Origin of the sequence: Moritella sp. 24, from assembly GCF_018219155.1 — a bacterium.
In the GTDB taxonomy this organism is placed as follows: Bacteria; Pseudomonadota; Gammaproteobacteria; order Enterobacterales; family Moritellaceae; genus Moritella.
The window spans coordinates 125,511-149,659 of the sequence record NZ_CP056123.1 but is presented as its reverse complement, the minus strand read 5'-3'; the positions used below and the strand labels follow the sequence as shown (position 1 = coordinate 149,659).

The following is a 24,149-nucleotide window of genomic DNA, read 5'->3' as shown; positions in this document are numbered from 1 at the left end:
CGGCCGTCGTCTTAATTGCAATCCTTATAATAATTGCATTTCAAGACGATCGGTCATAGAATGAGCAAATGCCAAGACCTAAACAAAACGAACATACACGCGAAGCCCTGATTGAAGTTGGTATCAAACATATCTCTCAACACGGCTATCACGGTACTGGGATAAAACAGATCCTAGATGAGCTGAAAGTACCTAAAGGGTCCTTTTATAATTATTTTAATAGCAAAGAAGCTTTTGTTGCCGAGCTTATCGAAGCCGATATGCACGCTAATGCAAAGGAAATTCAACCGCTATTGGATGACGCAAACCTGAACCCAATAGAAAAATTGCGTGCTCTTTTCGAAAAAGGTCGTCAAAAATATACCGAAAATCAAGGTAAGCAAGGTTGTTTAGTCGCAAGTGTCGCTAACGATATTGGTGACTCGAGTGCATTATGCCAACAAGCAATGCAGCGTTCGGTTAAGGCCCTCAACCAATTATTATCTGGATTAGTTAGCGATGCGCAAGCACAGCAATTAATTCGTACTGACTTACCCGCGAAACAGCTTGCTACATTAATGTGGACAGCATGGGAAGGCAGTTTAATCGAAATGAAGATTGCTGGTAATACCGATAACCTTACTCAGATCACTGATTTCATTTTTGATGACATTTTAAAAGCAAACTAACTTAACAAGCTGACCGCGATATTATGACTCTCATTGTAATATCGTTTTTTTCGAACTGAAGTTAAGACGACCGGTCTAATGATTTTATAAGCAAGGATTAATAATGACAACAATTACATTACAACAAGGTTTTACCTTAAAAAATGGCACTCATATTAAAAACCGTTTATTTAAATCGGCTATGAGTGAACAGTTAAGCGATATTAACCATAATCCATTACCTGGGCTAGCAACGCTTTATCACGCTTGGGCTTTGGGTGGTTTAGGACTATCAATCACTGGTAATCTCATGGTTGACCGCAAAGCACTTGGCGAGCCAAAGCAAGTCGTACTCGATGAACAGAGTGACCTTACAGAATTCAAACACTGGGCACAGCAAGGCAGTGTTAATGGAACTCAACTGTGGGCGCAGTTAAATCACCCGGGTAAACAAACCCCGAATTTTATTAATGCAGAACCTGTCGCGCCATCCGCTATCGCATTAACCAATGGCTTAGAAAAAGGGTTTAATACTCCTCGTGCACTAAGCGAAACAGAGATATTAAACATTATTGGCCAATTCCAAACCAGTGCAAAACTCGCTAAGCAAGTTGGTTTTACAGGGGTTCAAATTCATGGTGCCCACGGTTATTTAGTCAATCAGTTTCTCTCTCCACGTCATAATCAACGTGACGATCAATGGGGCGGTTCGATCGAGAATCGCATGCGTTTTGTATTATCAATCTATCAGGCAATACGTGCCGAAGTGGGTGATGAATTCCCTATTGGCATTAAACTTAACTCAGCAGACTTTATGCGTGGTGGCTTTACCGAAGAAGAGTCAATGCAGGTAGTAAAAACATTATCTAATGCAGGCATCGACCAAATCGAGATCAGTGGTGGTACTTATGAAAGCCCGACGATGACCGGTCATAAAGTGAAGAAGTCAACGTTAGAACGTGAAGCTTACTTCCTTGCTTATGCAGAAAAAGTACGTGCAATTACTGACACGCCGCTAGTTGTAACAGGTGGTTTCCGTTCAAGTAAAGCCATGCTATCAGCACTACAAAGTAACGCGACAGACTTTATTGGCATAGCACGTCCTATGTCGTTAGATACCCAGCTACCAAATAAATTAATGGCATCGGATGACCATAAAATCAGTTTACCAAAACTAACTACGGGCGTTCGCGCGATTGATAAAATCGCGATGCTAGACATTACTTGGTACGAAGCACAGCTCGCGCGTATTGCTAAACGACAGCAACCAAAAGCAAACTTAGGTACTTGGCCAGTATTCTTCAAAACCATCTATGGTGCAGGCATTTACGCATTCAGAAAACGCCGTGCTTAACCGCAACGAATACACTATTTATAAACCTGATTATAAAGAATAACTAATCAGGTCTGTGCATCGCCTCTTAGCTATTCTGTATCGGGGTAGCGCTGGGCGTCGCTTAACGGGCTATAAATGTGATAGCATACCGAAAAACTAACCCTATTTTCACAAGGTACTTATTCATGAAAGTTGTTCGCTGGCTACTAGGCCGTCTTATTTTAACGCTTAACTTTATCTTCACGCCAAAAAGCATGAAACGCCCAGCTGATGCACAAGCAAAAGTTGATAGCGAGATCAATAACATGTCTCTTTACCAATTTGAGGCTTGCCCATTTTGTGTAAAAGTACGTCGTAGCATGAAGCGTTTAAACTTAGATATCACCGTACGCGACGCGAAAAACGATGCAACGTTTGGTAACGAACTTGAGCAACAAGGCGGCAAACGCAAAGTACCTTGCCTACGTATTGAAGAAAATGGTCAAGTACAATGGATGTATGAATCAAGCGACATCATTGCTCATTTAGAAAAGAAATTTGCTTAATTTAGTCTGCTTTAACTAAATAAGTCTCTTTTTTAACTAAATAAGTGATCAACCAATTGCAATAAACCAGCGGATGACTGTTTGTTGCAATTGGTACAATAGATATAATTTAAACACTCGCTAAACAAGGATTGTGATAGCAATGTTTTATAAATTCCTGATCTCATTAATGCTCGGTGCCGTCATTTCGCTATTTTTTATTAGCAAGCCCGATGGTCAAAAAATACTAACGACCACAGTTATACAGCAAGATGTTATCCACGCCTTTGAACAAATTAAAAGTCATATTACACATCTCAGTTTAGATACCATCTCCAACATATCTGCTTTTACAAAAACAAGTGACAACACAGAATCTGTCACGCTTTATCAATGGCAAGATAAACAAGGTCAATGGCACTTTTCGAATAATGAAGGCAATCCCTCACAAACTGATAATAAGATAAATCGACAAACAATCACGATTATCCCAAATACCACCCTTATCGCGCCCCGAAAACCCGCCATCACGACACCAGCGCGTAATGTAGAAAAAGCACAGCAGTTAGAAGAAAAACCGTCTCCTACATTACCAATAGCAAACACTTTAAATACCTTACAAAACGCACAAAATATTCAAGCCTTGATGGATAACCACAGCCAAAAACTCGATAGCACCATTAAAAATATCGGAAAATAACACCTCCCTAACCAACATTCAGCGCCTATTAAACCCAAATCAGCACTTACCAGCCCATATTGTTACTACACAGTAAAAGTAATTTGTAATTTAATGGGATTATCAATATCACAGAAATAACTATAATGGCTCCAACAAAACGAGGGGACCTCAGTGTTACCTCCCAAATGACAATATAAATTAGAGAGAACAACATGACTGACAAATTTATTAAATCAAAAGCGGCTATTGCCTGGGGCCCTAACCAACCACTTTCTATTGAAGAAGTAGATGTGATGTTACCCCGCGCTGGTGAAGTATTAGTTCGCATCATCGCAACTGGCGTATGTCACACAGACGCATTTACAATGTCAGGTGATGATCCAGAAGGTATCTTCCCTGTGATTCTTGGTCATGAAGGTGGTGGTATCGTTGAACAAATCGGCGAAGGCGTAACAAGCGTTGAAGTTGGCGACCATGTTATCCCGCTTTACACGCCAGAATGTGGCGAATGTAAGTACTGTAAATCAGGTAAAACTAACCTTTGCCAAAAAATTCGTGAAACGCAAGGCCAAGGCCTAATGCCAGATGGCACAACTCGTTTTTACAAAGACGGTCAGCCAATCTTCCATTACATGGGTTGCTCAACATTCTCTGAATACACTGTATTACCAGAAATTTCGTTAGCAAAAGTAAATAAAGAAGCCCCATTAGAAGAAGTTTGTTTATTAGGTTGTGGCGTAACAACGGGTATGGGTGCAGTACTTAATACAGCTAAAGTTCAAGAAGGCGACACTGTTGCTGTATTTGGTCTAGGTGGTATCGGTCTTTCTGCAATCATCGGCGCACAAATGGCAAAAGCAGGTCGTATCATTGCTATAGACATTAACGAAAGCAAATTCGAACTAGCACGTCAATTAGGCGCAACCGACTGCATTAATCCAAAAGACTATGACAAACCAATTCAAGACGTCATCGTTGAATTAACTGACGGTGGTGTTGATTACTCATTCGAATGTATCGGTAACGTTGACGTAATGCGCTCTGCATTAGAATGCTGCCATAAAGGTTGGGGTGAATCAGTTGTTATTGGTGTAGCCGGTGCAGGTCAAGAAATCTCAACGCGTCCGTTCCAACTAGTAACGGGTCGAGTATGGCGTGGCAGTGCATTCGGTGGTGTTAAAGGTCGTTCAGAATTGCCAGAAATTGTAGAACGTTACATGGCTGGTGACTTCAAACTAAACGATTTCATCACTCACACAATGGGCTTAGAAGACATTAACGAGTCATTTGAATTGATGCACAAAGGCGAAAGTATTCGTACTGTTATTCATTTCGATAAATAACCTTTATTAAAATACTTTCAACAAGAATACTGTCGATGCAATTCTCTATAACGAATCGTATCGACAGCTTTAAATTATAAAATTTCTATATTAATCGTGAGCAGGTATCGTTATGGGTTGGTTATTTCTTTTATTAGGCGTATTAGCAGAAGCAACATCGCATGTGGCTCTAAAAGCGACCAATGGATTTAGCAACTTTTGGCCAAGTGCAATTGTTGTATTTGGTCACCTACTCGCGTTTCTATTTTTAGGCCAAGCCGTTAAAAACTTACCAGTCGGTATTGTTCATGCTTCATGGGCAGGATTGGCTATTATTTTAGTAACTTACATGTCTAGCTTAGTTTACAAACAGCACCTTGATACAAAAGTTTGGATCGGCATGTTATTCATTGCTGTTGGTATTGCGCTAATCAACCTTTCGTCAACACCACATACCCACTAAACCGATCAACTAATCAGTTTACAGCTCTTTTTTGTGGCTGTTATTGAGTAAAATATTAAAGCTGTTTAATTTCCCCGCTTATTTATGCTATCTTGGGCCGCTTTTAAATCTCATCAAAGGCTCACCATGGCACGTAAAGGCACTCTATTCATTGTATCCGCTCCAAGTGGCGCAGGTAAATCAAGTCTTATCAAAGCACTTTTAGATGCAAACCCAAGCAGCGATATGAAAGTGTCTGTATCTCACACGACTCGCGCAATTCGCCCTGGTGAAGTTGACGGCATTCATTATCACTACATTCCAGTAGCAGACTTTAAGCAACAAATCGAAAACGATGAGTTTTTTGAATGGGCTGAAGTATTCGGTAATTACTACGGTACATCACGCGTAATGATTGAAAAAACGCTGGAACGTGGCATTGATATTTTCTTAGATATCGACTGGCAAGGTGCGCGTCAAATCAAAGAACAAATCGCAGGCGCGCGTGGTATTTTTATTCTGCCACCAAGCCGTGAAGAACTAGAACGTCGTCTAAACAGTCGCGGACAAGACAGTGAAGAAATAATTGCAAGTCGAATGGCTGAAGCAGAAGCTGAAATGTCACACTATAATGAGTATGATTACCTTATTATTAATGACGATTTTTCGACTGCATTAGAAGATTTACACGCGATAGTTCGTGCAGAAAGACTTGGCTCAGCAAAGCAAGCCGCAAAAAACAGTGTAATAATGAAAGATTTGCTGGTTAAATAGACTAAAATAAAGTATAGTTTCTCGTCATTTTTTAGACTTAATTCACTGGGAGTTCCTGCATGGCACGCGTAACCGTAGAAGATGCTGTACAACAGGTTGGTAATCGTTTCGACCTAATATTAATGGCGGCACGTCGCGCTCGTCAATTACAGATTAATGGTAAAGAACCTCTAGTTGCACCAGAGAATGATAAACCGACTGTAATCGCCCTTCGTGAAATTGAAGCAGGTCTAATGAGCAACGAATTAATGGATGCTGGCGACCGCCAAGAACAGCAAGAACACGAAGCACAGCAAATTGCAGCAGTTGCAGCAATTGCTGAAGGTCGTGGCTAATACCGAATCATCTTTCTTGATGATTTTATAAAAAAGGTGCTTATTGCGCCTTTTTTAATATCTAGAATTCGCTATATAAGCATTTTTATAGAATCTTAGATTCAAAATTCCCAAATTGCTAATTCACCATAGAGTTGGCATAAATATGACGAAGATGTAAATTTAAAGGTGCAATTAGTTCCACTTTTGATTATCTTGCTAATATTATCATCTTATTTATATCTACTTTTTAGTGACGAGGCAGTACTTGCATATATTCGCAAATTTAAAAGCAACGACATCAACCTACCTGTCGGTTGAACAAGTCGAACTCATTGAACATGCTTATTTAGTCGCGCGGGAAGCGCACCTACCTCAAAAAAGAAGTACGGGCGAACCTTATATTATTCACCCGGTTGCCGTCGCTGAAATTCTTGCCGATATGCGTCTTGACCATAAAACAATTATGGCGGCGCTGCTTCATGATGTGATTGAAGACACGCCAACTACGCAAGAAGATCTCGCGTCATTATTTGGTAATACCGTTGCCGAACTCGTTGAAGGTGTCTCTAAGCTTGATAAGCTCAAATTCCGCGATCGTAAAGAAGCACAAGCTGAAAACTTCCGTAAAATGTTCATGGCAATGGTACAAGACATTCGTGTTATCTTAATCAAATTAGCCGACCGTACACATAACATGCGTACCCTCGGTGCATTAAGACCAGATAAACGCCGCCGTATTGCCCGTGAAACGTTAGATATTTTTGCCCCAATTGCTAACCGTCTTGGTATTCATAATATTAAAAATGAATTAGAAGAACTGGGTTTAGAAGCAATGTACCCAATGCGTTATCGTATTCTAAGTGAATCAGTAAAAGCAGCACGCGGTAATCGTAAAGAAGTGATGTCTAACATCCGTCAAGAAATTGAAGGGCGTTTAGAAGAAGCGGGTGTACCAGCAGAAACCCATGGCCGTGAAAAATTGATTTTTAGCATCTACAACAAGATGCAGAAAAAACGTGTTCAGTTCCATGAAGTTGTTGATATTTATGCATTTAGAATTATCGTTGAAGACCTTGATACTTGTTACCGTGTACTTGGTCAAATGCACAGCTTGTACAAACCAAAGATAACTCGCTTTAAAGATTATATCGCCATTCCAAAAACCAATGGTTATCAATCTTTGCATACTTCATTAGTCGGTCCACACGGTGTACCACTAGAGATTCAAATTCGTACTAAAGATATGGATCTGATGGCTGACCGTGGTGTTGCCGCGCATTGGTCATATAAACAAGGTGCAGACAAGATTAATACCAATGCACAACTGCGTGCTCAGAAGTGGATGCAAAGTCTACTTGAGCTACAGCAAAGTGCGGGGTCATCGTTTGAATTTATTGAAAGTGTGAAAACCGATCTGTTCCCAGATGAAATTTATGTGTTCACGCCAAAAGGTAAAATCATCGAATTACCACGTGGTGCAACACCGGTAGATGTCGCTTATTCAATCCATACCGATGTGGGTCATACTTGTGTTGGTGCACGTGTGAATCGTCAACCTCATGCGCTGAGTCAACCATTGAAAAATGGTCAAACGGTTGAAATTATTACCGCACCGGGTGCACGTCCAAATGCCGCATGGTTAAACTTCATAGTGACAGGCAGAGCCCGTGGCCGCGTTCGTCAACAACTGAAAAACATGCGTACCGAAGATTCCATCATTCTTGGTCGTCGTCTATTAAATCATGCTCTAAACGGTGTGAAAATTGATGACATTGCTGCAGATAATCTAGCGCAAGTACTTGAAGATACAAAATCTGAAAACCTCGATGCTTTGCTTATCGAAATTGGTTTAGGCAACATCATGAGTATTCTTGTTGCGCGTCGTTTACAAGGCCGAGTTGATGAACTAACCGATCTTGCGCCACGCTCAGAAAACCAAGATAAAATGCCAATTAAAGGGGCCGAAGGCATGCTGGTTAGTTTTGCTAACTGCTGTCACCCAATTCCAGGTGACCCGATTGTTGCGCATTTAAGTCCGGGTAAAGGTTTGGTCGTTCATATTGAAACTTGTCGTAATATTCATGGTTATCAAAATGAACCTGACCGTTATATCCCAGTTGAATGGGATGACCACATCGATCCAAGCCAAGAGTTTAAAACAGAAATTCGTATTCAAGTTGTTAATCACCAAGGTGTATTAGCAAAATTAACCAATACGGTAGCCGCAACAGGTGCCAATATTCACAATATTGTAACTGATGAGAAAGATGCGCGTGTTTATAATGTTGATATTCTCATTACCGCTAAAAACCGTAAACATGTCGCGGATGTAATGAAAAAAATACGTACCTTACAAGACGTATTAAAAATATCACGCAGCTATAACTAAACCACGAGTAGCGAGACACAATTACTCGCTATTACGTTGATAGCCAAGGCATTGCCCATAATGCCTTGGCTATATATTTATCATTCAATTATCCCAGACCCATTTAAGCTAACTCCAGATACTCGCATTAGCCGGTTATTTGGGTATAATACCTCGCCAATTAAATCTTATAGAGTAAGACCATGACCCCAGAACGTTTAGAACGCATTACTAAAATGCTACAACACCGCCAACCAGACCTAACTGTTTGTATGGAATCAGTGCATAAACCACATAACCTTGCTGCTGTAGTGAGAACTTGTGATGCTGTCGGTGTCAACAATGTTCACGCGGTATGGTCAGTACGTCCAACAAAAGTATCTGGTGGCACTGCAACTGGCAGCCAAAACTGGGTAAAAGTACACTCTCACGACAACATTGCAGAAGCAATTAAAGAGTTGAAAGCACAAGGCATGCAAGTACTTGCAACAAACCTGTCTGATACTGCTGTTGATTTCCGCGAGATTGATTACACGAAACCAACTGCAATCTTAATGGGTCAAGAAAAAACAGGTATCAGTGCTGAAGCATTGGCACTTGCCGATCAAGATATCATCATCCCGATGGTTGGTATGGTGCAATCATTAAACGTATCAGTAGCGACTGCAACGATTTTATATGAAGCACAACGTCAACGTGATAATGCAGGCATGTATCAAGGCGAAAGCAAATTATCAGCAGAAGAACAGCATAAAACTTACTTTGAAGGCGGTCACCCTATCTTCGCTAAAGCATGTAAGCGTAAAGGTTTAGCTTACCCAGCATTAGATGAAGAAGGTCAAATCGTTGCTGACGAAACTTGGTGGGATGCTCTGCGTAGCGCCAACTAGACAAGTTGAATTAGGCTTTGCATTTAATCAAAAAATGCAAAGCTAGCACAATCTATATCGTAGTAGCTTGAGTATAAATCTTCTGATAATATATGTTTATATGTACAGTGATTCTTGAGTAATTATGCGATTAGATAAAATCCCGGTTATCGAATTAAAGGGTGTAGGGGCCAAAATGGCCGAGAAGTTAGCCAAGCTGAACTTAGTTACCGTTCAGGATTTGCTATTTCACCTGCCAAGTCGATACCAGGACCGCACCACTATCTATCCTATTCAGGATCTATTACCTGGCTTGCACGGTACTATCGAAGGCGAGATCGTTAGTTGCGATGTCACATTTGGTAAACGTAAAATCATGTCTTGTAAAGTAAACGACGGTACAGGGATTATCACCTTACTGTTTTTCCACTTTAACGCCGGACAAAAAAACAGTTTCAGCGTAGGTAAAACAATCACCGCATTTGGTGAGTTTCGCCGTGGTCGCTTTGGCTATGAGATCGTTCATCCAGAATATAAAATCGCAAATACAGCCAACTCTGAAATGAGTGAAGAAACACTGACGCCCGTGTACCCTTCAACTGATGGATTAAAACAGCTCACCTTACGTAACCTAACAGACCAAGCCCTGCAACACCTCACACAAACCACATTACAAGAACTGCTCCCCAAAGGTTTATACACCGGACAGATTGAATTAAACCACGCGATTCAATTATTACATCGCCCTACACCCGATGTTTCGCTGGAATTATTAGAGCAAGGTCAACACCCCGCTCAACAACGCTTAATTATTGAAGAACTGCTCGCGCAAAATATCAGCATGCTGCAGTTACGTCAGAAAATGCAGCTACATCCCGCGGTTAAGTTACAACCGAGCAAAGTGATGACCGATAAGTTTTTAGCGCAATTGCCCTTTACGCCAACGAATGCACAACAGCGTGTTGTAGCAGAGATCCAACAGGACCTCCAGAAAGCCTACCCTATGATGCGCTTGGTGCAAGGTGACGTTGGGTCAGGTAAAACCCTTGTTGCAGCCTTAGCGGCGCTTCAGGCTATCGGTAATGGCTATCAAGTGGCATTAATGGCTCCGACTGAAATATTAGCAGAACAACACGCGATAAACTTTAAAGGTTGGTTCAATCAACTTGGAATTAAAGTGGGCTGGTTGTCCGGCAAGCAAAAAGGTAAAGCCCGAGAAGCGGAACTCGAATCTATTGCCAGCGGTGAGACGCAAATGATTGTCGGCACTCATGCTATTTTTCAAGATGCGGTTAAATTCTTAAATCTAACCTTAGTCATTATTGATGAGCAACATCGATTTGGTGTCGAACAACGCCTTGCACTGCGTGAGAAAGGAGCCGTGAGTGGTTTATATCCGCACCAACTATTTATGACGGCAACTCCGATCCCACGAACGTTAGCCATGACCGCTTATGCCGATTTGAATACCTCAGTAATTGACGAACTACCGCCAGGTCGAACCCCGATTACCACGGTCGTGATGCCCGATAGCAAACGCAGTAAAATCATCGAACGAGTTGAACTGTCCGTTAAAAATGAAGGCCGTCAAGTATATTGGGTATGTACACTAATCGAAGAATCAGAAGTACTAGAAGCGCAAGCCGCTGAAGATACTGTCAATGATTTACAAAAACAATTACCCGACTTACGTATTGGTTTAGTGCATGGACGTATGAAAGCCATTGAAAAACAATACGTAATGGATGCCTTCAAAAATAAACAATTAGACTTATTAGTGGCAACAACCGTGATTGAAGTGGGTGTTGATGTACCTAATGCTAGCTTGATGATAATCGAAAACCCAGAACGTTTGGGTCTTGCGCAATTACACCAATTACGTGGTCGTGTAGGTCGTGGTAAAGTGGCCAGTCACTGCGTATTACTTTATCACGCCCCTCTTTCTGATACCGGAAGTAAGCGTCTATCAGTATTACGTGAAACAACGGATGGCTTTCGAATTGCACAACGTGATTTAGAGATCCGCGGACCGGGTGAAATGCTGGGAAGTAAACAGACAGGGATTGCAGATTTAAAAGTCGCGGACTTAGTACGAGACCAACAGCTTATACCATTGGTGCAAAATATTGCCCGTCACTTACTACAGCAGCATCCAGATAATGCCAATGCCATCACTCGACGTTGGATGGCAGACAAAGATATTTATTCGAACGCATAATAGCGATGAATAAAAGTCCTAAATTCGGGATATCCCCCTACATAATACCTTATGCACCAACGGGGATAACAACAAAGGTCGCGCTAAAAATGGCGGCCAACTTCGGACCACTATAAACATCAACTTCAATATCTAGCTTCGCATTACGCCCTTCTAACAATTCCAGTAAACTTCCTTTCACTCGATATTTATGAGCAACCGCAAAAGGCTCTAGATTGATAGGTCGTTTATAATTAATACTGCCTTTAGATAATACAATATTACCCAGTAACCCCTGCTCTTTGAGCATTAGCCACACGAGTCCCCAACCAGTCAATGTTGCCTGACTATAAATACTACCCGCAAACATTGTATCGTGCACATTCACGTTCGCATTCAAGGGCGCGACAGTTTCAAAACGCCAACCACTATACTGACGAATCGTAATACCCATATGATGACTAATCGGGATCTTACTCTGCCACTCTTGCTGTAACTCAGCACACCAATCAGGATGTCGTAAAATCTTATCCATGGCGTTCACTTCTTTGATCATCTGACGATGACGAACACCTTCAGATATCTGTCCGCTACCAACCAAAGAAAAACCACATTTTTCATAGAAAGGCACAGCTTCAACACGCGCATTCATGACAATACGTTCACTACCCGCTTTATATGCTTCATCTTCCAATGCAGAGATCAGCAGACTCCCCAAACCTTGTTTCCGATGCTTCGGGTCGACAGCCATATAATGAATTTGAGATTCATCAGCGCCAGCAGTATAAATTCGACCACAGGCAATCGGGTTACCTGTATTATCGAGAATCATACGATGCTCACTGTGCTCATCATATATATCCTTTTCAGTACCACGCGGGCGCTGTAATGGCGCTCTTAATAGCGACCAACGCAAATGATAATAATCTTCTAACTCTTGTTCCGTCTCAGGTATATACACGTGAAACATATTCCCTCCTTGTCTATTATTATCACCCTAACTACAAATACGATTTATACTTGCAGCCAAAAAGTAACTGGTCCATCATTAACTAATGACACTTGCATATCTGCAGCAAAGCGTCCTGTTTCTGTCGTTATTTCTTTGTGACGACATTGACCAACAAAATACTCATATAAATGATTTGCATCTGCAGGAGCAGCGGCCGTTGAAAAGCTTGGTCGAGTTCCAGAATTCGTATCCGCAGCTAAGGTAAACTGCGACACAACTAATAGCTCACCGTTCACTTGCTGCACATTTAAATTCATTTTATCGTCAGCATCGCCAAACACACGATACGCTAATAGCTTCTCGCATAAACGTTTTGCTTTCGCTTCTGTATCCCCTTTTTCAACACCTAGTAGTACAACTAAGCCTTGATCTATTTTACCAATTATTTCATTTTCAACGCTGACATCCGCTTTGCGCACACGTTGGATCAATGCAATCATGCTTTTCCTCAATAATCATTATTAAACTTTAATGTTATTGATAATACCCAAAGTGCTTAAATTAATCACTGACAAACTCAAAGTCGATAATTTCAGCCATTAACTCTGTCGATTTTCGTAGCGCATCAATCATGCCCGGCTCACAATCAAAATGGCCAGCGTAAGGGACAATGAATAGTTGCGCTAACGGTAAGCGTTCACATAACTCATAAGCAGGACCTAACGGATTCGAAATATCAAAGCGTCCATGCACCATGATCATTGGCACAGGCACTAACGCATCTGAACACTTTAAAATATAATTATCACTAATAAAGCAATTATTCGAAAAATAGTGACACTGTAATGTCGACATACTCAATGCCACATCAGCATCAATCAAATCAACCTTACTACGAAATTCAGGATGTGGATTACCAATTTGCGCCTGCCATTCCACCCACGCTTTTGCTGCTGCCATTTTCTCAATATCATTGTCACTGACTAATAACTGGCTATATGAGGATAGCAGTGCAGCATAGTCCGTGCCATTAGCACGACTTATCAAATGGTTAAAATGCTCAGGAAATAATTGTGCGGCACCGCCAGAAGCTGAAAACTGCCAAGTGAGATCTTGATTACGCGCGAGAAATAAACTGTGTAATATGAGCCCCTGCACCTTATCTCGATGAATCAAACTGTACAGTAATGCTAAAGTCGCGCCCCACCCTTCGCCAAACAATACGCAACGATGAATATCGAGTAAGGTTAAGATAGCACTAATATCCTGCAATAAATCTTCGGTGGTATTATTTTCAATGCAGGCATACGGTTGAGAGCGCCCACAACCTCGTTGGTCAAACAAAACTATCCGGTATACCTTAGGGTCAAATAGGCGTCTATCATCTTCTAGAACCCCTTTACCGGGACCGTCATGAAGAAATAATAAAGGTATGCCATCAGGATTACCCACTTCTTCAATATAAAGATTGTGCTGGGGACTTACAGATAAATGATGTTCAGCATAATGCTGGATGGCGGGGTACAGTCCAATCATAACAATATCAACCTCCTCTTTTGCAACAAAGTACACGAGAGGCTGATAGGTAAACCCTAGATAAGCAGACACAAAGTCAACACTTTAACGTGCTGACCTTAAGTCACTTAGTTAGGCTGTCATCCATAAAACTGTGTGCTTTTGCTAATCTTGTGGCTGTTTTTGTAATTCCAACTGTGCTTTTTTTGCTTTCAATTGCTCATCAAATTCTGTTAATGCAGCCGTCACTTCAGCCCCTAACAAAACAATCAGCCAACACAGATAAATCCAAACCAATAAGATAGGTATAGTTGCTAATGCGCCATAAATCACTTCATAAGATGGAAATTGTACTAAATACCAAGTGAAGAGACGTTTAATACTTTCAAACATTAAAGCACTAAAACAAGCACCAACAAATGCATAACGCAATGGTACGCTTCGATGTGGAATAACCACATACATAACAAATAAGCCCAACGTACCTAATACTGCAGGGACCAGTTTTAATAAGCTAACAGCTCCCGTAACCTCAGTGACATCAGACACAAATGACAGTGATAATAGGTAAGAAGAAACACCTAAGCTAATGCCAATAAATAGTGGGCCAAACGTTAATATCAACCAATAAACGGCAAAAGAGAGAAAGAACCCTCGCTCAATTTTACAACGCCAAATATGATTAATGTGCTTATCGATGGTGTTAATCAGCAGCAGTGCCACCATAAATAACGCCCCAGAACCAATAGAGGTCATCTTACCGGTATTAGCAATAAAACCTTCGATATGCCCCTGTACAGCACCCGTCGCATTCGGTACTAAATTGGTATATAAAAAAGACTCTACGCTTTGCTGCCATGTATCAAAAACAGGAAACGCAGACATGACAGAAAATAAAACAGTAATTAAAGGTACGAGTGACAGCAGCGTTGTATAGGCCAAGGAACTCGCGTTAACCGTGATCCGATCATCACTCACACGTTTACCCAGATACCGTAGAAAGGAAAAGCAATTTAATAGAAATAAACGTACGCTGTTTTTTACTCGTTCAAATAATTCCAACGATTGATGATAGCGAGATGTAACCACAGGTTCCTTCCTTGGTAATTTTAGGATAAAAAAAAGGTGATACCTAAGTATCACCTTTTTTCGTAATAGCGCCAAGATTATTAAATAATAACCTGGTTAACTATTATTATTTAGCTGGACGGCCAGCACGTTTACGTTCGTTTTCAGTAAGGAAACGCTTACGGATACGAATGCTTTGTGGTGTAACTTCAACTAATTCGTCATCATCGATGAATTCTAGAGCTTGCTCTAGTGTCATTTTGATTGGCGTAGTTAGTGTTTGAGCTTCATCAGTACCAGAAGAACGTACGTTAGTTAGCTGCTTACCTTTCAAGCAGTTAACTGTAAGATCGTTAGAACGAGAGTGAATACCCACGATTTGACCTTCGTAAACTTCTTGAGCGTGTTCGATGAATAGACGACCACGTTCTTGTAAACCGAACAGAGAGTAAGTTAGTGCTTTACCCATTGCGTTAGATACTAATACACCATTTTGACGTAGTGCAAAAGAACCGCCTTTATGTGGGCCATACTGTAGGAATGTATGGTACATAAGACCAGAACCAGACGTGATAGTCATGAATTCAGTTTGGAAACCGATTAGACCACGGCTAGGAACGATGAAGTCCATACGGATACGGCCTTTACCATCTGGTGCCATATCTGTAAGTTCAGCTTTACGAACACCCATTTTTTCCATTACTGGACCTTGATGCGCTTCTTCAACATCAATAGTAACAGTTTCATACGGTTCTTGAGTTTCGCCATCTTTTTGAATCATGATCACTTCAGGACGAGATACAGCTAGCTCGAAACCTTCACGACGCATGTTTTCAATTAAGATACCTAGGTGAAGTTCACCACGGCCAGATACTTTAAATTTATCTGGATCGTCAGTTTGTTCAACACGTAATGCAACGTTGTGAACAAGTTCAGCTTCAAGACGTTCAAGGATGTTACGTGAAGTAACAAACTTACCTTCTTTACCACAGAATGGAGAGTTGTTCACTTGGAACGTCATTGTTACTGTTGGTTCATCAACAGACAATGCAGGTAGTGCTTCAACAGCAGAAGGCGCACAGATAGTGTCAGAAATCTTAAGTTGACCTAGACCTGTGATTGCGATGATATCGCCAGCTTGCGCTTCTTCAGTTTCATGACGATCAAGACCCATGTAACCAAGTACAGTACCTACTTTACCGTTACGGATATGACCATCAGCACAAACAACGCTAACTTGTTGGTTTGGTTTAACAGAACCACGTGTTACACGACCAACACCGATCACGCCAACATATGAGTTGTGATCAAGTTGAGAGATTTGCATTTGGAATGTACCGTCACGATCGCCTTCTGGTGCAGCAACACCATCAACGATAGCTTGGAATAACGGTTCCATGTTTTCAGTTTCTTCTTCTGATTCAGCGTTAGCCCAACCATTAAGTGCAGATGCGTAAACAACTTTAAAGTCTAGCTGTTCATCAGTTGCGCCTAGGTTGTCAAACAGATCGAAGATTTGATCCATTACCCATTCAGGGCGAGAACCAGGCTTATCGATTTTGTTGATAACAACAATTGGCTTAAGACCATGTGCAAATGCTTTTTGCGTTACGAAACGCGTTTGTGGCATAGGACCATCAACAGCATCAACGATTAAGCAAACACTATCAACCATAGACATAATACGCTCAACTTCACCACCGAAATCGGCGTGTCCTGGAGTATCTACGATGTTGATACGGTAATCTTTCCATGTAATAGCAGTATTCTTAGCAAGAATTGTAATACCACGTTCTTTTTCAAGATCGTTAGAATCCATTACACGTTCTTCATTACCACCACGTTTCTCTAAAGTACCTGACTGTTCTAATAACTTGTCAACTAAAGTAGTTTTACCGTGGTCAACGTGAGCGATAATCGCAATGTTGCGTAGTTTATCTAGCACTGTGATGCCTCTATATATTTTATATGGGTAAAAATTAGGCGGTATTGTAACCGCCTCCTTGTGATCTACCTAGCAAAATTTTGGCACAGAGTAAAATGATTGCAATTTATTTTATTAAAAAACCGTGCGATAGGCAGGATATGGGGGTTTAGCAGCCAAAAAATAAATGAATTAAAACCCCATTTATTGAGCCTTTATTCAGTTTATAGATGTTGTATTTTATCAATTATATTTGAATACGATTTTGCTGGTAATCACTGAAAATAAACCATAATATCGATATTAGTAATACCAAATGTATGAGTTTACCCATTGCACCAAAAAAGTGCACTTAGCGCACTAAGTTCGTGCACACTAGAATTGCAATGACGAATAACAAGTACATTAAAACTTTAAAATCAACAACTTAAATAGTTGGCACATATATGGCATTATTTAAATTATGATTGTTTACAGTCAACAACTTTAAATGAAGCCATCATATTGATGACACCGGAGGTTATTTTATTATGTCAGCAGAAAGCGTATTAGCTCTAATTAAAGAACAAGACGTTAAATTTGTAGATTTACGTTTTACGGATACTAAAGGTAAAGAGCAGCACGTTTCTCTACCACATCATCAAGTTAATGCCGGCTTCTTTGAAGAAGGTAAAATGTTTGATGGTTCTTCAATTCAAGGTTGGAAAGGCATCAACGAATCTGACATGATTTTAATGCCAGATCCTGCAACAGCCGTACTTGACCCGTTCACAGAAGCAACAACACTGAACCTTCGTTGTGACGTACTAGAGCCTGCAACAATGCAAGGTTATAGCCGTGACCCACGTTCAGTAGCAAAACGCGCACTTGAGTACTTGCGTTCAACAGGTATCGCTGATGATGTATTCTTCGGTCCTGAACCAGAATTTTTCCTATTTGATGACGTTAAGTACAAAACAGACATGTCAGGTAGTATGTACAAAATTGACGCTGAAGAAGCTTCTTGGAACTCTGATAAAGAGTACGAAGGCGGCAACATGGGTCACCGTCCAGGCGTTAAAGGTGGTTACTTCCCAGTATCACCAGTTGACTCTGCACAAGACATCCGTAGCGCAATGTGCTTAGTAATGGAAGAAATGGGCTTAACAGTTGAAGCACATCACCATGAAGTAGCAACAGCGGGTCAAAACGAAATCGCAGCACTATTCAACTCTATCGTTGAAAAAGCAGATGAAGTTCAAATCACTAAATACGTTATCCATAATGTTGCACACGCTTACGGCAAAACAGCAACATTTATGCCTAAGCCACTTGTAGGCGATAACGGTTCAGGTATGCATTGTCACCAATCTCTACAGAAAAATGGCGAAAACATTTTTGCTGGTGATCAATATGGCGGTCTATCTGAAACTGCACTTTATTACATTGGCGGTATCATCAAGCACGCAAAAGCAATTAACGCATTTGCTAACCCAGCAACTAACTCGTACAAACGTTTAGTTCCAGGTTTTGAAGCACCAGTAATGTTAGCTTACTCTGCACGTAACCGTTCAGCATCAATCCGTATCCCAATCGTACCATCGCCAAAAGCGACACGTATTGAAGTACGTTTCCCAGATCCAGCGGCAAACCCATACCTAGCATTCTCTGCTATGTTAATGGCAGGTATCGACGGTATTAAAAACCGTATCCACCCTGGTGATGCAATGGATAAAGATTTATACGACCTTCCAGCGGAAGAAGCAGCAGAAATTCCACAAGTTGCATCTTCATTACAAGAAGCTCTATCAGCACTAGACGCTGACCGTGACTTCTTAACAGCTGGCGATGTTATGGCGAACGATACTATCGACGCTTACATCGAACTTAAAGAAGAAGAAGTTGAGAGACTGAACATGACAACTCACCCAGTTGAGTTTGAAATGTACTACAGCGTATAAATTAGCAAATACAGAACTGTCATTATGATGAAATCATGATACTGCTCTGATTGTTAAATCTTATATAAAAAAACCCGCTATTTAGCGGGTTTTTTATTTGTTAAATAAATGTAATTAGGTGAAAATAACTATACAAATTAAGTAACCATAGACAGGATGTCGCCATGAAACACATAATGCTATTAGCCTTATTAATAACAAGCTTTGCCAGTGTTGCCGCTATTTATCAATGGACTGATGAACAAGGCATTACCCACTTTTCAGATGATGAAAGTAAACCAGCTTCAGCAAAAAAGATTGACGTTAAACTCACCCCGCCTTCTATTAGTTCACTCACTCAATCATTGCCTCAAGAAGCCAGTGTAGCCTTGCCAACAGTTAACGATACATCTTTACCGCTGAGCATATCGATCAAAGCACCAATCGATCAGCAAACATTACGCAGTAACAACGGCGAAATTATCGTATCCGCAACACTGAGTTCAACGCTGCAATATGGCTCTAATATTCGTTTACTGATTGATGGGGTTATTCACAGTGAGCAAATTGAAAGTCAATTTAATGTACTTAACATTCCCATCGGCACACACCAACTACAGTTACAAATAGTTAACAATTCAGGCAAGGTAATTGCATCATCAGAGCTAATTACTATTTATTTACACCGTTTTAAGGCCAACTAAGCATTACTGCTTTAATTTCAACACGCTGTGCAGTAATATTTTAGAGTTAGCACCTATTTGGTGCATTTGGTCAGAGGATATTTATCCAACAAAGGAAGTGCCATGATAATGATCCCAGAGCCTCAGCAATCATTAATGAATAACCTCGTGTCTTCAGTATTCGTGCTCAATAATGATCTGCATATAAAATATGTCAATCCGGCAGGTGAACAACTGCTAGGCTTTAGTGCAAGTCGTATCTTGGACGCTAAAATAACGGATATTATCGAACACACCACACTCGACCTCTCATTATTGACGAGTACAATAAAAACGGGACAAGGGTTTACAGATAATGAAGTGTCATTAATCATTGATGATCGCCAATTGTTAGTCGAAATATCAGCGACTCTAACTAACTTTGGTTCTGAGACCTGCATTCTAATTGAAGCAAGACAGATCGATTTACAAAAAAAGATCAGCCAAGAGCTTTATCAACACGTACAGCAACAAGCGGCACAAGAATTAGTTCGAGGGCTCGCCCACGAAATCAAAAATCCATTAGGCGGGCTACGTGGTGCAGCGCAATTACTGGAAAAAGAACTACCAAGTGCTGAATTAAAAGAATTCACCGGTATTATCATCGAACAAGCCGACCGATTACGCGCATTAGTCGACCGCTTACTCGGTCCGCAAAAACCCGGTAAGCAAACCATTTTAAATATTCACTCTGTGATTGAAAAGGTAAAACAGTTAGTCGAATTTGATTTACCACCAGGTATTATCATCGAGCGAGATTACGACCCATCAATTCCTGACTTTGAAATGGAACCCGACTTATTACAACAAGCACTGCTGAATATAATTAGCAATGCCATTCAAATACTCAAAGAACATGGCACAATTAAAATAATTACTCGAACAGCGCATCAAGTGAATATTCAAGGACAGAAATATCGCTTATGTGCTGAAATAAAAATCATCGATAACGGACCCGGTATCCCTGAACATATTAAGGATACCCTGTTCTACCCGATGGTCACCGCACGTGAAGGTGGCACCGGACTTGGCCTCTCTATTGCTCAAAACCTAGTGAAGCAACACAAAGGTAAAATTGAGTGTCATAGTTGGCCAGGGCATACCGAATTTGCCATCTATCTGCCACTAAGAAAATAAAGGATTAGACTATGACAACAGCTACAATTTGGATTGTCGACGACGATAGTTCAATCCGCTGGGTTCTCGACAAGGCGCTAAAATCACAAGATTTTGAAACATCTGCATTTAGTGATGCGCGTACTTTATTGACAAAATTAGAGTTTGAGCAGCCTGACATTATCATTTCAGATATTCGAATGCCTGAAATGACAGGGTTAGAGTTAATGGATAAGGTCCATACCGCTCACCCCGATTTACCGATAATCATCATGACTGCACATTCAGATTTAGACAGCGCAGTGAATGCTTATCAGTCTGGTGCATTCGAATATTTACCAAAGCCATTCGATATCGATGAAGCAGTTTCTCTCGCGACACGCGCAGTGACTCATGCTAAAGAACAAAGCAAAAATCGTCGTAAGAATAATAAAGTCGAGCCTGTGACTGAAATCATTGGTGAAGCCCCTGCTATGCAGGAAGTTTTTCGCGCGATTGGTCGATTATCTCGCTCATCGATCAGCGTACTCATCAATGGTGAATCAGGTACAGGTAAAGAGTTAGTCGCACAAGCGTTACATAAACACAGTCCGCGTGTGAATAACGAATTCATTGCATTAAACATGGCCGCTATTCCTAAAGACTTGATTGAATCGGAATTATTCGGTCATGAAAAAGGCGCGTTCACGGGCGCAGCAGGCGTACGTAATGGCCGCTTTGAACAAGCAAATGGCGGTACGTTATTTTTAGATGAAATTGGTGATATGCCAATTGATATCCAAACTCGATTATTACGGGTGCTTTCTGACGGCCAGTTTTATCGTGTTGGTGGCCACTCACCTGTGAGTGTTGATGTGCGTATCATTGCAGCAACACATCAAAATTTAGAAAAGAAAGTAGCCGATGGTAGTTTCCGCGAAGATTTATTTCACCGCTTAAATGTGATTCGGATTCATATCCCATCATTAAACGAACGCCGAGAAGACATCCCGAAATTAGCGAATCACTTTTTAATTAGAGCGGGTAAAGAGCTCGGTGTCGAAACCAAAATTCTCAGTAAGGAAGCGCAAACTTATTTAGCAAACCATCATTGGTCGGGTAACGTTCGCCAACTCGAAAATATATGTCGCTGGCTAACTGTAATGGCCAGTGGCCAAGAGGTGTTTATTGCTGATCTGCCTTCAGAGATCACCGAAGAACAGTCTAGTTTAGTCTCTAATGATGTAAGTCAAAATGGAGATTGGCGCAGTCACCTTAAAACCTGGACAGCCCAACAACTTGCATCAGGGCAAAGTGATATCTTGGCAGAAGCGATGCCTGATTTTGAACGTATCATGCTACAGACGGCATTAGAATATACTCAGGGTCACAAGCAAGATGCCGCTAAATTACTGGGCTGGGGTCGTAATACCCTCACCCGCAAGCTAAAAGAACTCGATATTAGCTAATCACGTTCGCGACCATCGTCAGCACGTTCAATCATTGAATTGATTGCTGATGATGGCGTTAATCCAAAATCAATTTCAGCGTGAAACTCACTACCGCTATCAGTGATATTAATTTGCCAATTCATGCGCTCACAAATCCGCTCCACAATAATCAAGCCGCAACCATAGCCCGCATTAATGCCGATCTGACTATCATAAGGGTTGCTCACAGTGAGCGTTTGATTAATAAGACGAATAGAGATCTCACCGGTACTATAGTCCAACGCATTCTTCATTAAGTTGTTAATGATAACCACTAAGAAACTTTCAGGTGCCAGAATCAGCAACGTATTATCAATCATCAACTCATAATGAATAAGTTGCTTGTTAAATATCAATTCCATCTCATTCAGTTGCCGTCTTAGTAACAGTTCCAATTGACAAGATTGTAGATGATGACTAGAAAGTACTTTACGTCCAAGTAATAAAAATGTGTCTGTTAATATAGTCAAATCATCACAGGCAAAATCGAGACGAGTAAGTGCTTTCCTAGCCACTTTAGACTCATTTGGCATTTTTTTTAGCAATTCGGTCGAGCCCTTAATGACCATAATAGCCGTACGCATTTCATGTGACGAAAAACGAGTGAACTCCTGCTCTCGCTGAAAATACTTAGCAATATCCATTTTACTTTGTAGTAATGCAAATTCTATTTCACGACTTTCTGAATAGGCGCTATCAATTGAAAATAATGCATTCCCCGGTGGCATGAGACTAATTTTACGCTGAATCTCATCAAGCGGTTTAGAAATAGCGCGGGTCAAATAAAACCCATATAACAGCATAAGCAAGGTCGTGATAACCCCGACAGATATCATAAATAAGTGCAGTTGTTTTTCATAATGATCTAAATAATCATCTGCATCGTCTTTAAATACAATGTAAAAAAAACCTTGCCCAGAAGGATGAGGAACGATTTTAAAATGTTTATCCTCACTGCCTAATAGATGTTCATAGAACCCAGGTTGTTGGTAAGCTTGTAGCCATGTAGGCAAGCCTTGCAGGTCCCAATAGCTAATAAATTCATTAGAATCTGGTAATGCAGCATCGCTCCCGAAAACCTCATAATCACGCTGATATTTCGTTGCGATCGTATCTAACCAATGGTGTAAACTGATCACCTCTAATTGCTCTTCAGCAATGTAAATTACCGACCAATACAACACAAATATCGCAAATGTCAGTAAGCCAAAGCTCCAACAGATCCGCTTATATAAACTAGGAAAAAGATTAATTTTTAATTCGGTAACCTTGGCCATGAACAGTCTCTAGTCTGGAATCAGTAAAACCGCGATTTAACGCATTACGTAAGCTATAAATATGGCTTCGAAGTGCATCACTCGAAGGTGGCTGGTCCCCCCAAATAGAGCTAATCACTTCTTCTCTGGTTACAATTTGCGGGGCTTTTTTTACTAATAAATGTAGTATTTTAAATTGAATACGACTTAATTTAACCACATAACCCGCTCGAGTCACACGCTCAGATTTACTATCAACAGTAATATCCGCAAAGGTTAATTCAGCAATATCTTGACGAGCCCCACGGCTAGATAATGCCTGAACTCGCAGCAATAGCTCTTCCATCGCAAAGGGTTTTAATAAGTAATCGTCACCACCGGCTTTGAAAGCTGCAACTTTATCAGCAAGACTATCTTTCGCAGTCAAAAATAAAATAGGCGTATCGCATCGAAGTTCATCACGTAATTTCGTTACCGTCGCAATACCATCAAATTTAGGCATCATAATATCCATGATGATGACATCAAACCGTTCACTCTCAAGTAACTTAATTGCCGCTAATCCGTTATAGGCAAAATCAACAGTAATGTCTGTAAGAGAAAGGTAATCAGCAATCGTCTCTGCAATATTGTAATTATCGTCAACAATTAAAACTTTCATATTGTTCCTTCACGAATGCTTCACATGCTTGCCTATATTATGCGCTCAAATCTTAAAGCCAACTTATTT

General features: G+C 40.8%; 22 protein-coding genes. 15 read left to right on the top strand and 7 right to left on the bottom strand.

What is annotated here, in order from left to right; all coding sequences use genetic code 11:
* Positions 1 to 68: 68 nt before the first annotated feature.
* The 11 genes from HWV00_RS00680 to recG all read left to right on the top strand — a co-directional run bounded on the left by HWV00_RS00680 (position 69) and on the right by recG (position 11,499).
* Positions 69 to 668, top strand: a complete 600-nt coding sequence (locus tag HWV00_RS00680) for a TetR/AcrR family transcriptional regulator (protein WP_211684263.1) — start codon at positions 69 to 71, stop codon at positions 666 to 668.
* A 103-nt stretch (positions 669 to 771) separates the two neighbouring features.
* Positions 772 to 2,001: an NADH:flavin oxidoreductase/NADH oxidase family protein gene (locus tag HWV00_RS00675; protein WP_255554860.1), complete on the top strand. Its 1,230-nt coding sequence runs from the start codon at positions 772 to 774 to the stop codon at positions 1,999 to 2,001.
* 167 nt (positions 2,002 to 2,168) lie between these two features.
* Positions 2,169 to 2,528, top strand: coding sequence for a glutathione S-transferase N-terminal domain-containing protein (locus tag HWV00_RS00670; protein WP_067040799.1), 360 nt, complete (start codon positions 2,169 to 2,171; stop codon positions 2,526 to 2,528).
* Between the two features lie 142 nt (positions 2,529 to 2,670).
* Complete coding sequence (locus HWV00_RS00665; protein WP_211684262.1) at positions 2,671 to 3,207, top strand: hypothetical protein; 537 nt, start codon at positions 2,671 to 2,673, stop codon at positions 3,205 to 3,207.
* 194 nt (positions 3,208 to 3,401) lie between these two features.
* Entirely contained in the window at positions 3,402 to 4,532 is a 1,131-nt protein-coding gene (locus tag HWV00_RS00660) for an S-(hydroxymethyl)glutathione dehydrogenase/class III alcohol dehydrogenase (protein ID WP_211684261.1), read from the top strand.
* Positions 4,533 to 4,644: 112 nt separating this feature from the next.
* On the top strand, positions 4,645 to 4,974 hold the full coding sequence (locus HWV00_RS00655) for a multidrug efflux SMR transporter (protein WP_211684260.1): 330 nt from the start codon (positions 4,645 to 4,647) through the stop codon (positions 4,972 to 4,974).
* Between the two features lie 126 nt (positions 4,975 to 5,100).
* Positions 5,101 to 5,727, top strand: a complete 627-nt coding sequence (gmk, locus tag HWV00_RS00650) for a guanylate kinase (protein WP_211684259.1) — start codon at positions 5,101 to 5,103, stop codon at positions 5,725 to 5,727.
* Positions 5,728 to 5,786: 59 nt separating this feature from the next.
* Complete coding sequence (gene rpoZ / locus HWV00_RS00645) at positions 5,787 to 6,062, top strand: DNA-directed RNA polymerase subunit omega (RefSeq protein WP_211684258.1); 276 nt, start codon at positions 5,787 to 5,789, stop codon at positions 6,060 to 6,062.
* 247 nt (positions 6,063 to 6,309) lie between these two features.
* Entirely contained in the window at positions 6,310 to 8,433 is a 2,124-nt protein-coding gene (gene spoT / locus HWV00_RS00640) for a bifunctional GTP diphosphokinase/guanosine-3',5'-bis pyrophosphate 3'-pyrophosphohydrolase (protein WP_211684257.1), read from the top strand.
* Positions 8,434 to 8,615: 182 nt separating this feature from the next.
* Complete coding sequence (gene trmH / locus HWV00_RS00635) at positions 8,616 to 9,302, top strand: tRNA (guanosine(18)-2'-O)-methyltransferase TrmH (RefSeq protein ID WP_211684256.1); 687 nt, start codon at positions 8,616 to 8,618, stop codon at positions 9,300 to 9,302.
* A gap of 124 nt (positions 9,303 to 9,426) precedes the next feature.
* Positions 9,427 to 11,499, top strand: a complete 2,073-nt coding sequence (gene recG, locus HWV00_RS00630) for an ATP-dependent DNA helicase RecG (RefSeq protein WP_211684255.1) — start codon at positions 9,427 to 9,429, stop codon at positions 11,497 to 11,499.
* Positions 11,500 to 11,548: 49 nt separating this feature from the next.
* Here recG and HWV00_RS00625 read toward each other — a convergent pair whose 3' ends face one another.
* From HWV00_RS00625 to typA, 5 genes are all read right to left on the bottom strand, one after another.
* Positions 11,549 to 12,448, bottom strand: coding sequence for a bifunctional GNAT family N-acetyltransferase/hotdog fold thioesterase (locus HWV00_RS00625; protein ID WP_211684254.1), 900 nt, complete (start codon positions 12,446 to 12,448; stop codon positions 11,549 to 11,551).
* Between the two features lie 44 nt (positions 12,449 to 12,492).
* The gene (dtd, locus tag HWV00_RS00620; RefSeq protein ID WP_211684253.1) at positions 12,493 to 12,930 is read right to left on the bottom strand and encodes a D-aminoacyl-tRNA deacylase; all 438 of its coding nucleotides are present in this window, start codon (positions 12,928 to 12,930) and stop codon (positions 12,493 to 12,495) included.
* Positions 12,931 to 12,991: 61 nt separating this feature from the next.
* A complete protein-coding gene (gene pip, locus HWV00_RS00615; RefSeq protein WP_255554859.1) occupies positions 12,992 to 14,038 on the bottom strand; it encodes a prolyl aminopeptidase in 1,047 nt (348 codons plus the stop codon).
* Positions 14,039 to 14,110: 72 nt separating this feature from the next.
* Positions 14,111 to 15,034, bottom strand: coding sequence for a virulence factor BrkB family protein (locus HWV00_RS00610; RefSeq protein ID WP_211684252.1), 924 nt, complete (start codon positions 15,032 to 15,034; stop codon positions 14,111 to 14,113).
* 106 nt (positions 15,035 to 15,140) lie between these two features.
* Positions 15,141 to 16,958 carry a translational GTPase TypA gene (gene typA, locus HWV00_RS00605; protein ID WP_211684251.1) on the bottom strand — a complete coding sequence of 606 codons (1,818 nt, stop codon included), beginning with the start codon at positions 16,956 to 16,958 and terminating at the stop codon, positions 15,141 to 15,143.
* A gap of 509 nt (positions 16,959 to 17,467) precedes the next feature.
* On the opposite strand from typA, the gene glnA reads away from it, so the two are divergent.
* The 4 genes from glnA (at position 17,468) to glnG (ending at position 22,142) form a co-directional block, all read left to right on the top strand.
* Positions 17,468 to 18,877: a glutamate--ammonia ligase gene (gene glnA, locus HWV00_RS00600; RefSeq protein WP_211684250.1), complete on the top strand. Its 1,410-nt coding sequence runs from the start codon at positions 17,468 to 17,470 to the stop codon at positions 18,875 to 18,877.
* A 164-nt stretch (positions 18,878 to 19,041) separates the two neighbouring features.
* Positions 19,042 to 19,560 (top strand): DUF4124 domain-containing protein, encoded by a 519-nt coding sequence (locus HWV00_RS00595; protein ID WP_211684249.1) that lies wholly within the window; start codon positions 19,042 to 19,044, stop codon positions 19,558 to 19,560.
* Between the two features lie 102 nt (positions 19,561 to 19,662).
* A complete protein-coding gene (gene glnL, locus HWV00_RS00590; RefSeq protein ID WP_211684248.1) occupies positions 19,663 to 20,715 on the top strand; it encodes a nitrogen regulation protein NR(II) in 1,053 nt (350 codons plus the stop codon).
* 11 nt (positions 20,716 to 20,726) lie between these two features.
* The gene (glnG, locus tag HWV00_RS00585; RefSeq protein WP_211684247.1) at positions 20,727 to 22,142 is read left to right on the top strand and encodes a nitrogen regulation protein NR(I); all 1,416 of its coding nucleotides are present in this window, start codon (positions 20,727 to 20,729) and stop codon (positions 22,140 to 22,142) included.
* On the opposite strand, the gene HWV00_RS00580 is transcribed toward glnG, so the two are convergent.
* The gene (locus HWV00_RS00580) at positions 22,139 to 23,440 is read right to left on the bottom strand and encodes a HAMP domain-containing sensor histidine kinase (protein ID WP_211684246.1); all 1,302 of its coding nucleotides are present in this window, start codon (positions 23,438 to 23,440) and stop codon (positions 22,139 to 22,141) included. The two genes, glnG and HWV00_RS00580, sit on opposite strands and share 4 nt — an antisense overlap.
* Positions 23,412 to 24,080: a response regulator transcription factor gene (locus tag HWV00_RS00575; RefSeq protein WP_211684245.1), complete on the bottom strand. Its 669-nt coding sequence runs from the start codon at positions 24,078 to 24,080 to the stop codon at positions 23,412 to 23,414. The genes HWV00_RS00580 and HWV00_RS00575 overlap by 29 nt, the downstream gene beginning before the upstream one ends.
* Positions 24,081 to 24,149: the final 69 nt, after the last annotated feature.

Bases quoted from the DNA above. Each gene is read 5' to 3' on its own strand.
- HWV00_RS00680 (WP_211684263.1), top strand. From the start codon at position 69: ATGCCAAGACCTAAACAAAACGAACATACACGCGAAGCCCTGATTGAA.
- HWV00_RS00675 (WP_255554860.1), top strand. From the start codon at position 772: ATGACAACAATTACATTACAACAAGGTTTTACCTTAAAAAATGGCACT.
- HWV00_RS00670 (WP_067040799.1), top strand. From the start codon at position 2,169: ATGAAAGTTGTTCGCTGGCTACTAGGCCGTCTTATTTTAACGCTTAAC.
- HWV00_RS00665 (WP_211684262.1), top strand. From the start codon at position 2,671: ATGTTTTATAAATTCCTGATCTCATTAATGCTCGGTGCCGTCATTTCG.
- HWV00_RS00660 (WP_211684261.1), top strand. From the start codon at position 3,402: ATGACTGACAAATTTATTAAATCAAAAGCGGCTATTGCCTGGGGCCCT.
- HWV00_RS00655 (WP_211684260.1), top strand. From the start codon at position 4,645: ATGGGTTGGTTATTTCTTTTATTAGGCGTATTAGCAGAAGCAACATCG.
- gmk (WP_211684259.1), top strand. From the start codon at position 5,101: ATGGCACGTAAAGGCACTCTATTCATTGTATCCGCTCCAAGTGGCGCA.
- rpoZ (WP_211684258.1), top strand. From the start codon at position 5,787: ATGGCACGCGTAACCGTAGAAGATGCTGTACAACAGGTTGGTAATCGT.
- trmH (WP_211684256.1), top strand. From the start codon at position 8,616: ATGACCCCAGAACGTTTAGAACGCATTACTAAAATGCTACAACACCGC.
- recG (WP_211684255.1), top strand. From the start codon at position 9,427: ATGCGATTAGATAAAATCCCGGTTATCGAATTAAAGGGTGTAGGGGCC.
- HWV00_RS00625 (WP_211684254.1), bottom strand. From the start codon at position 12,448: ATGTTTCACGTGTATATACCTGAGACGGAACAAGAGTTAGAAGATTAT.
- dtd (WP_211684253.1), bottom strand. From the start codon at position 12,930: ATGATTGCATTGATCCAACGTGTGCGCAAAGCGGATGTCAGCGTTGAA.
- glnA (WP_211684250.1), top strand. From the start codon at position 17,468: ATGTCAGCAGAAAGCGTATTAGCTCTAATTAAAGAACAAGACGTTAAA.
- HWV00_RS00595 (WP_211684249.1), top strand. From the start codon at position 19,042: ATGAAACACATAATGCTATTAGCCTTATTAATAACAAGCTTTGCCAGT.
- glnL (WP_211684248.1), top strand. From the start codon at position 19,663: ATGATAATGATCCCAGAGCCTCAGCAATCATTAATGAATAACCTCGTG.
- glnG (WP_211684247.1), top strand. From the start codon at position 20,727: ATGACAACAGCTACAATTTGGATTGTCGACGACGATAGTTCAATCCGC.
- HWV00_RS00580 (WP_211684246.1), bottom strand. From the start codon at position 23,440: ATGGCCAAGGTTACCGAATTAAAAATTAATCTTTTTCCTAGTTTATAT.
- HWV00_RS00575 (WP_211684245.1), bottom strand. From the start codon at position 24,080: ATGAAAGTTTTAATTGTTGACGATAATTACAATATTGCAGAGACGATT.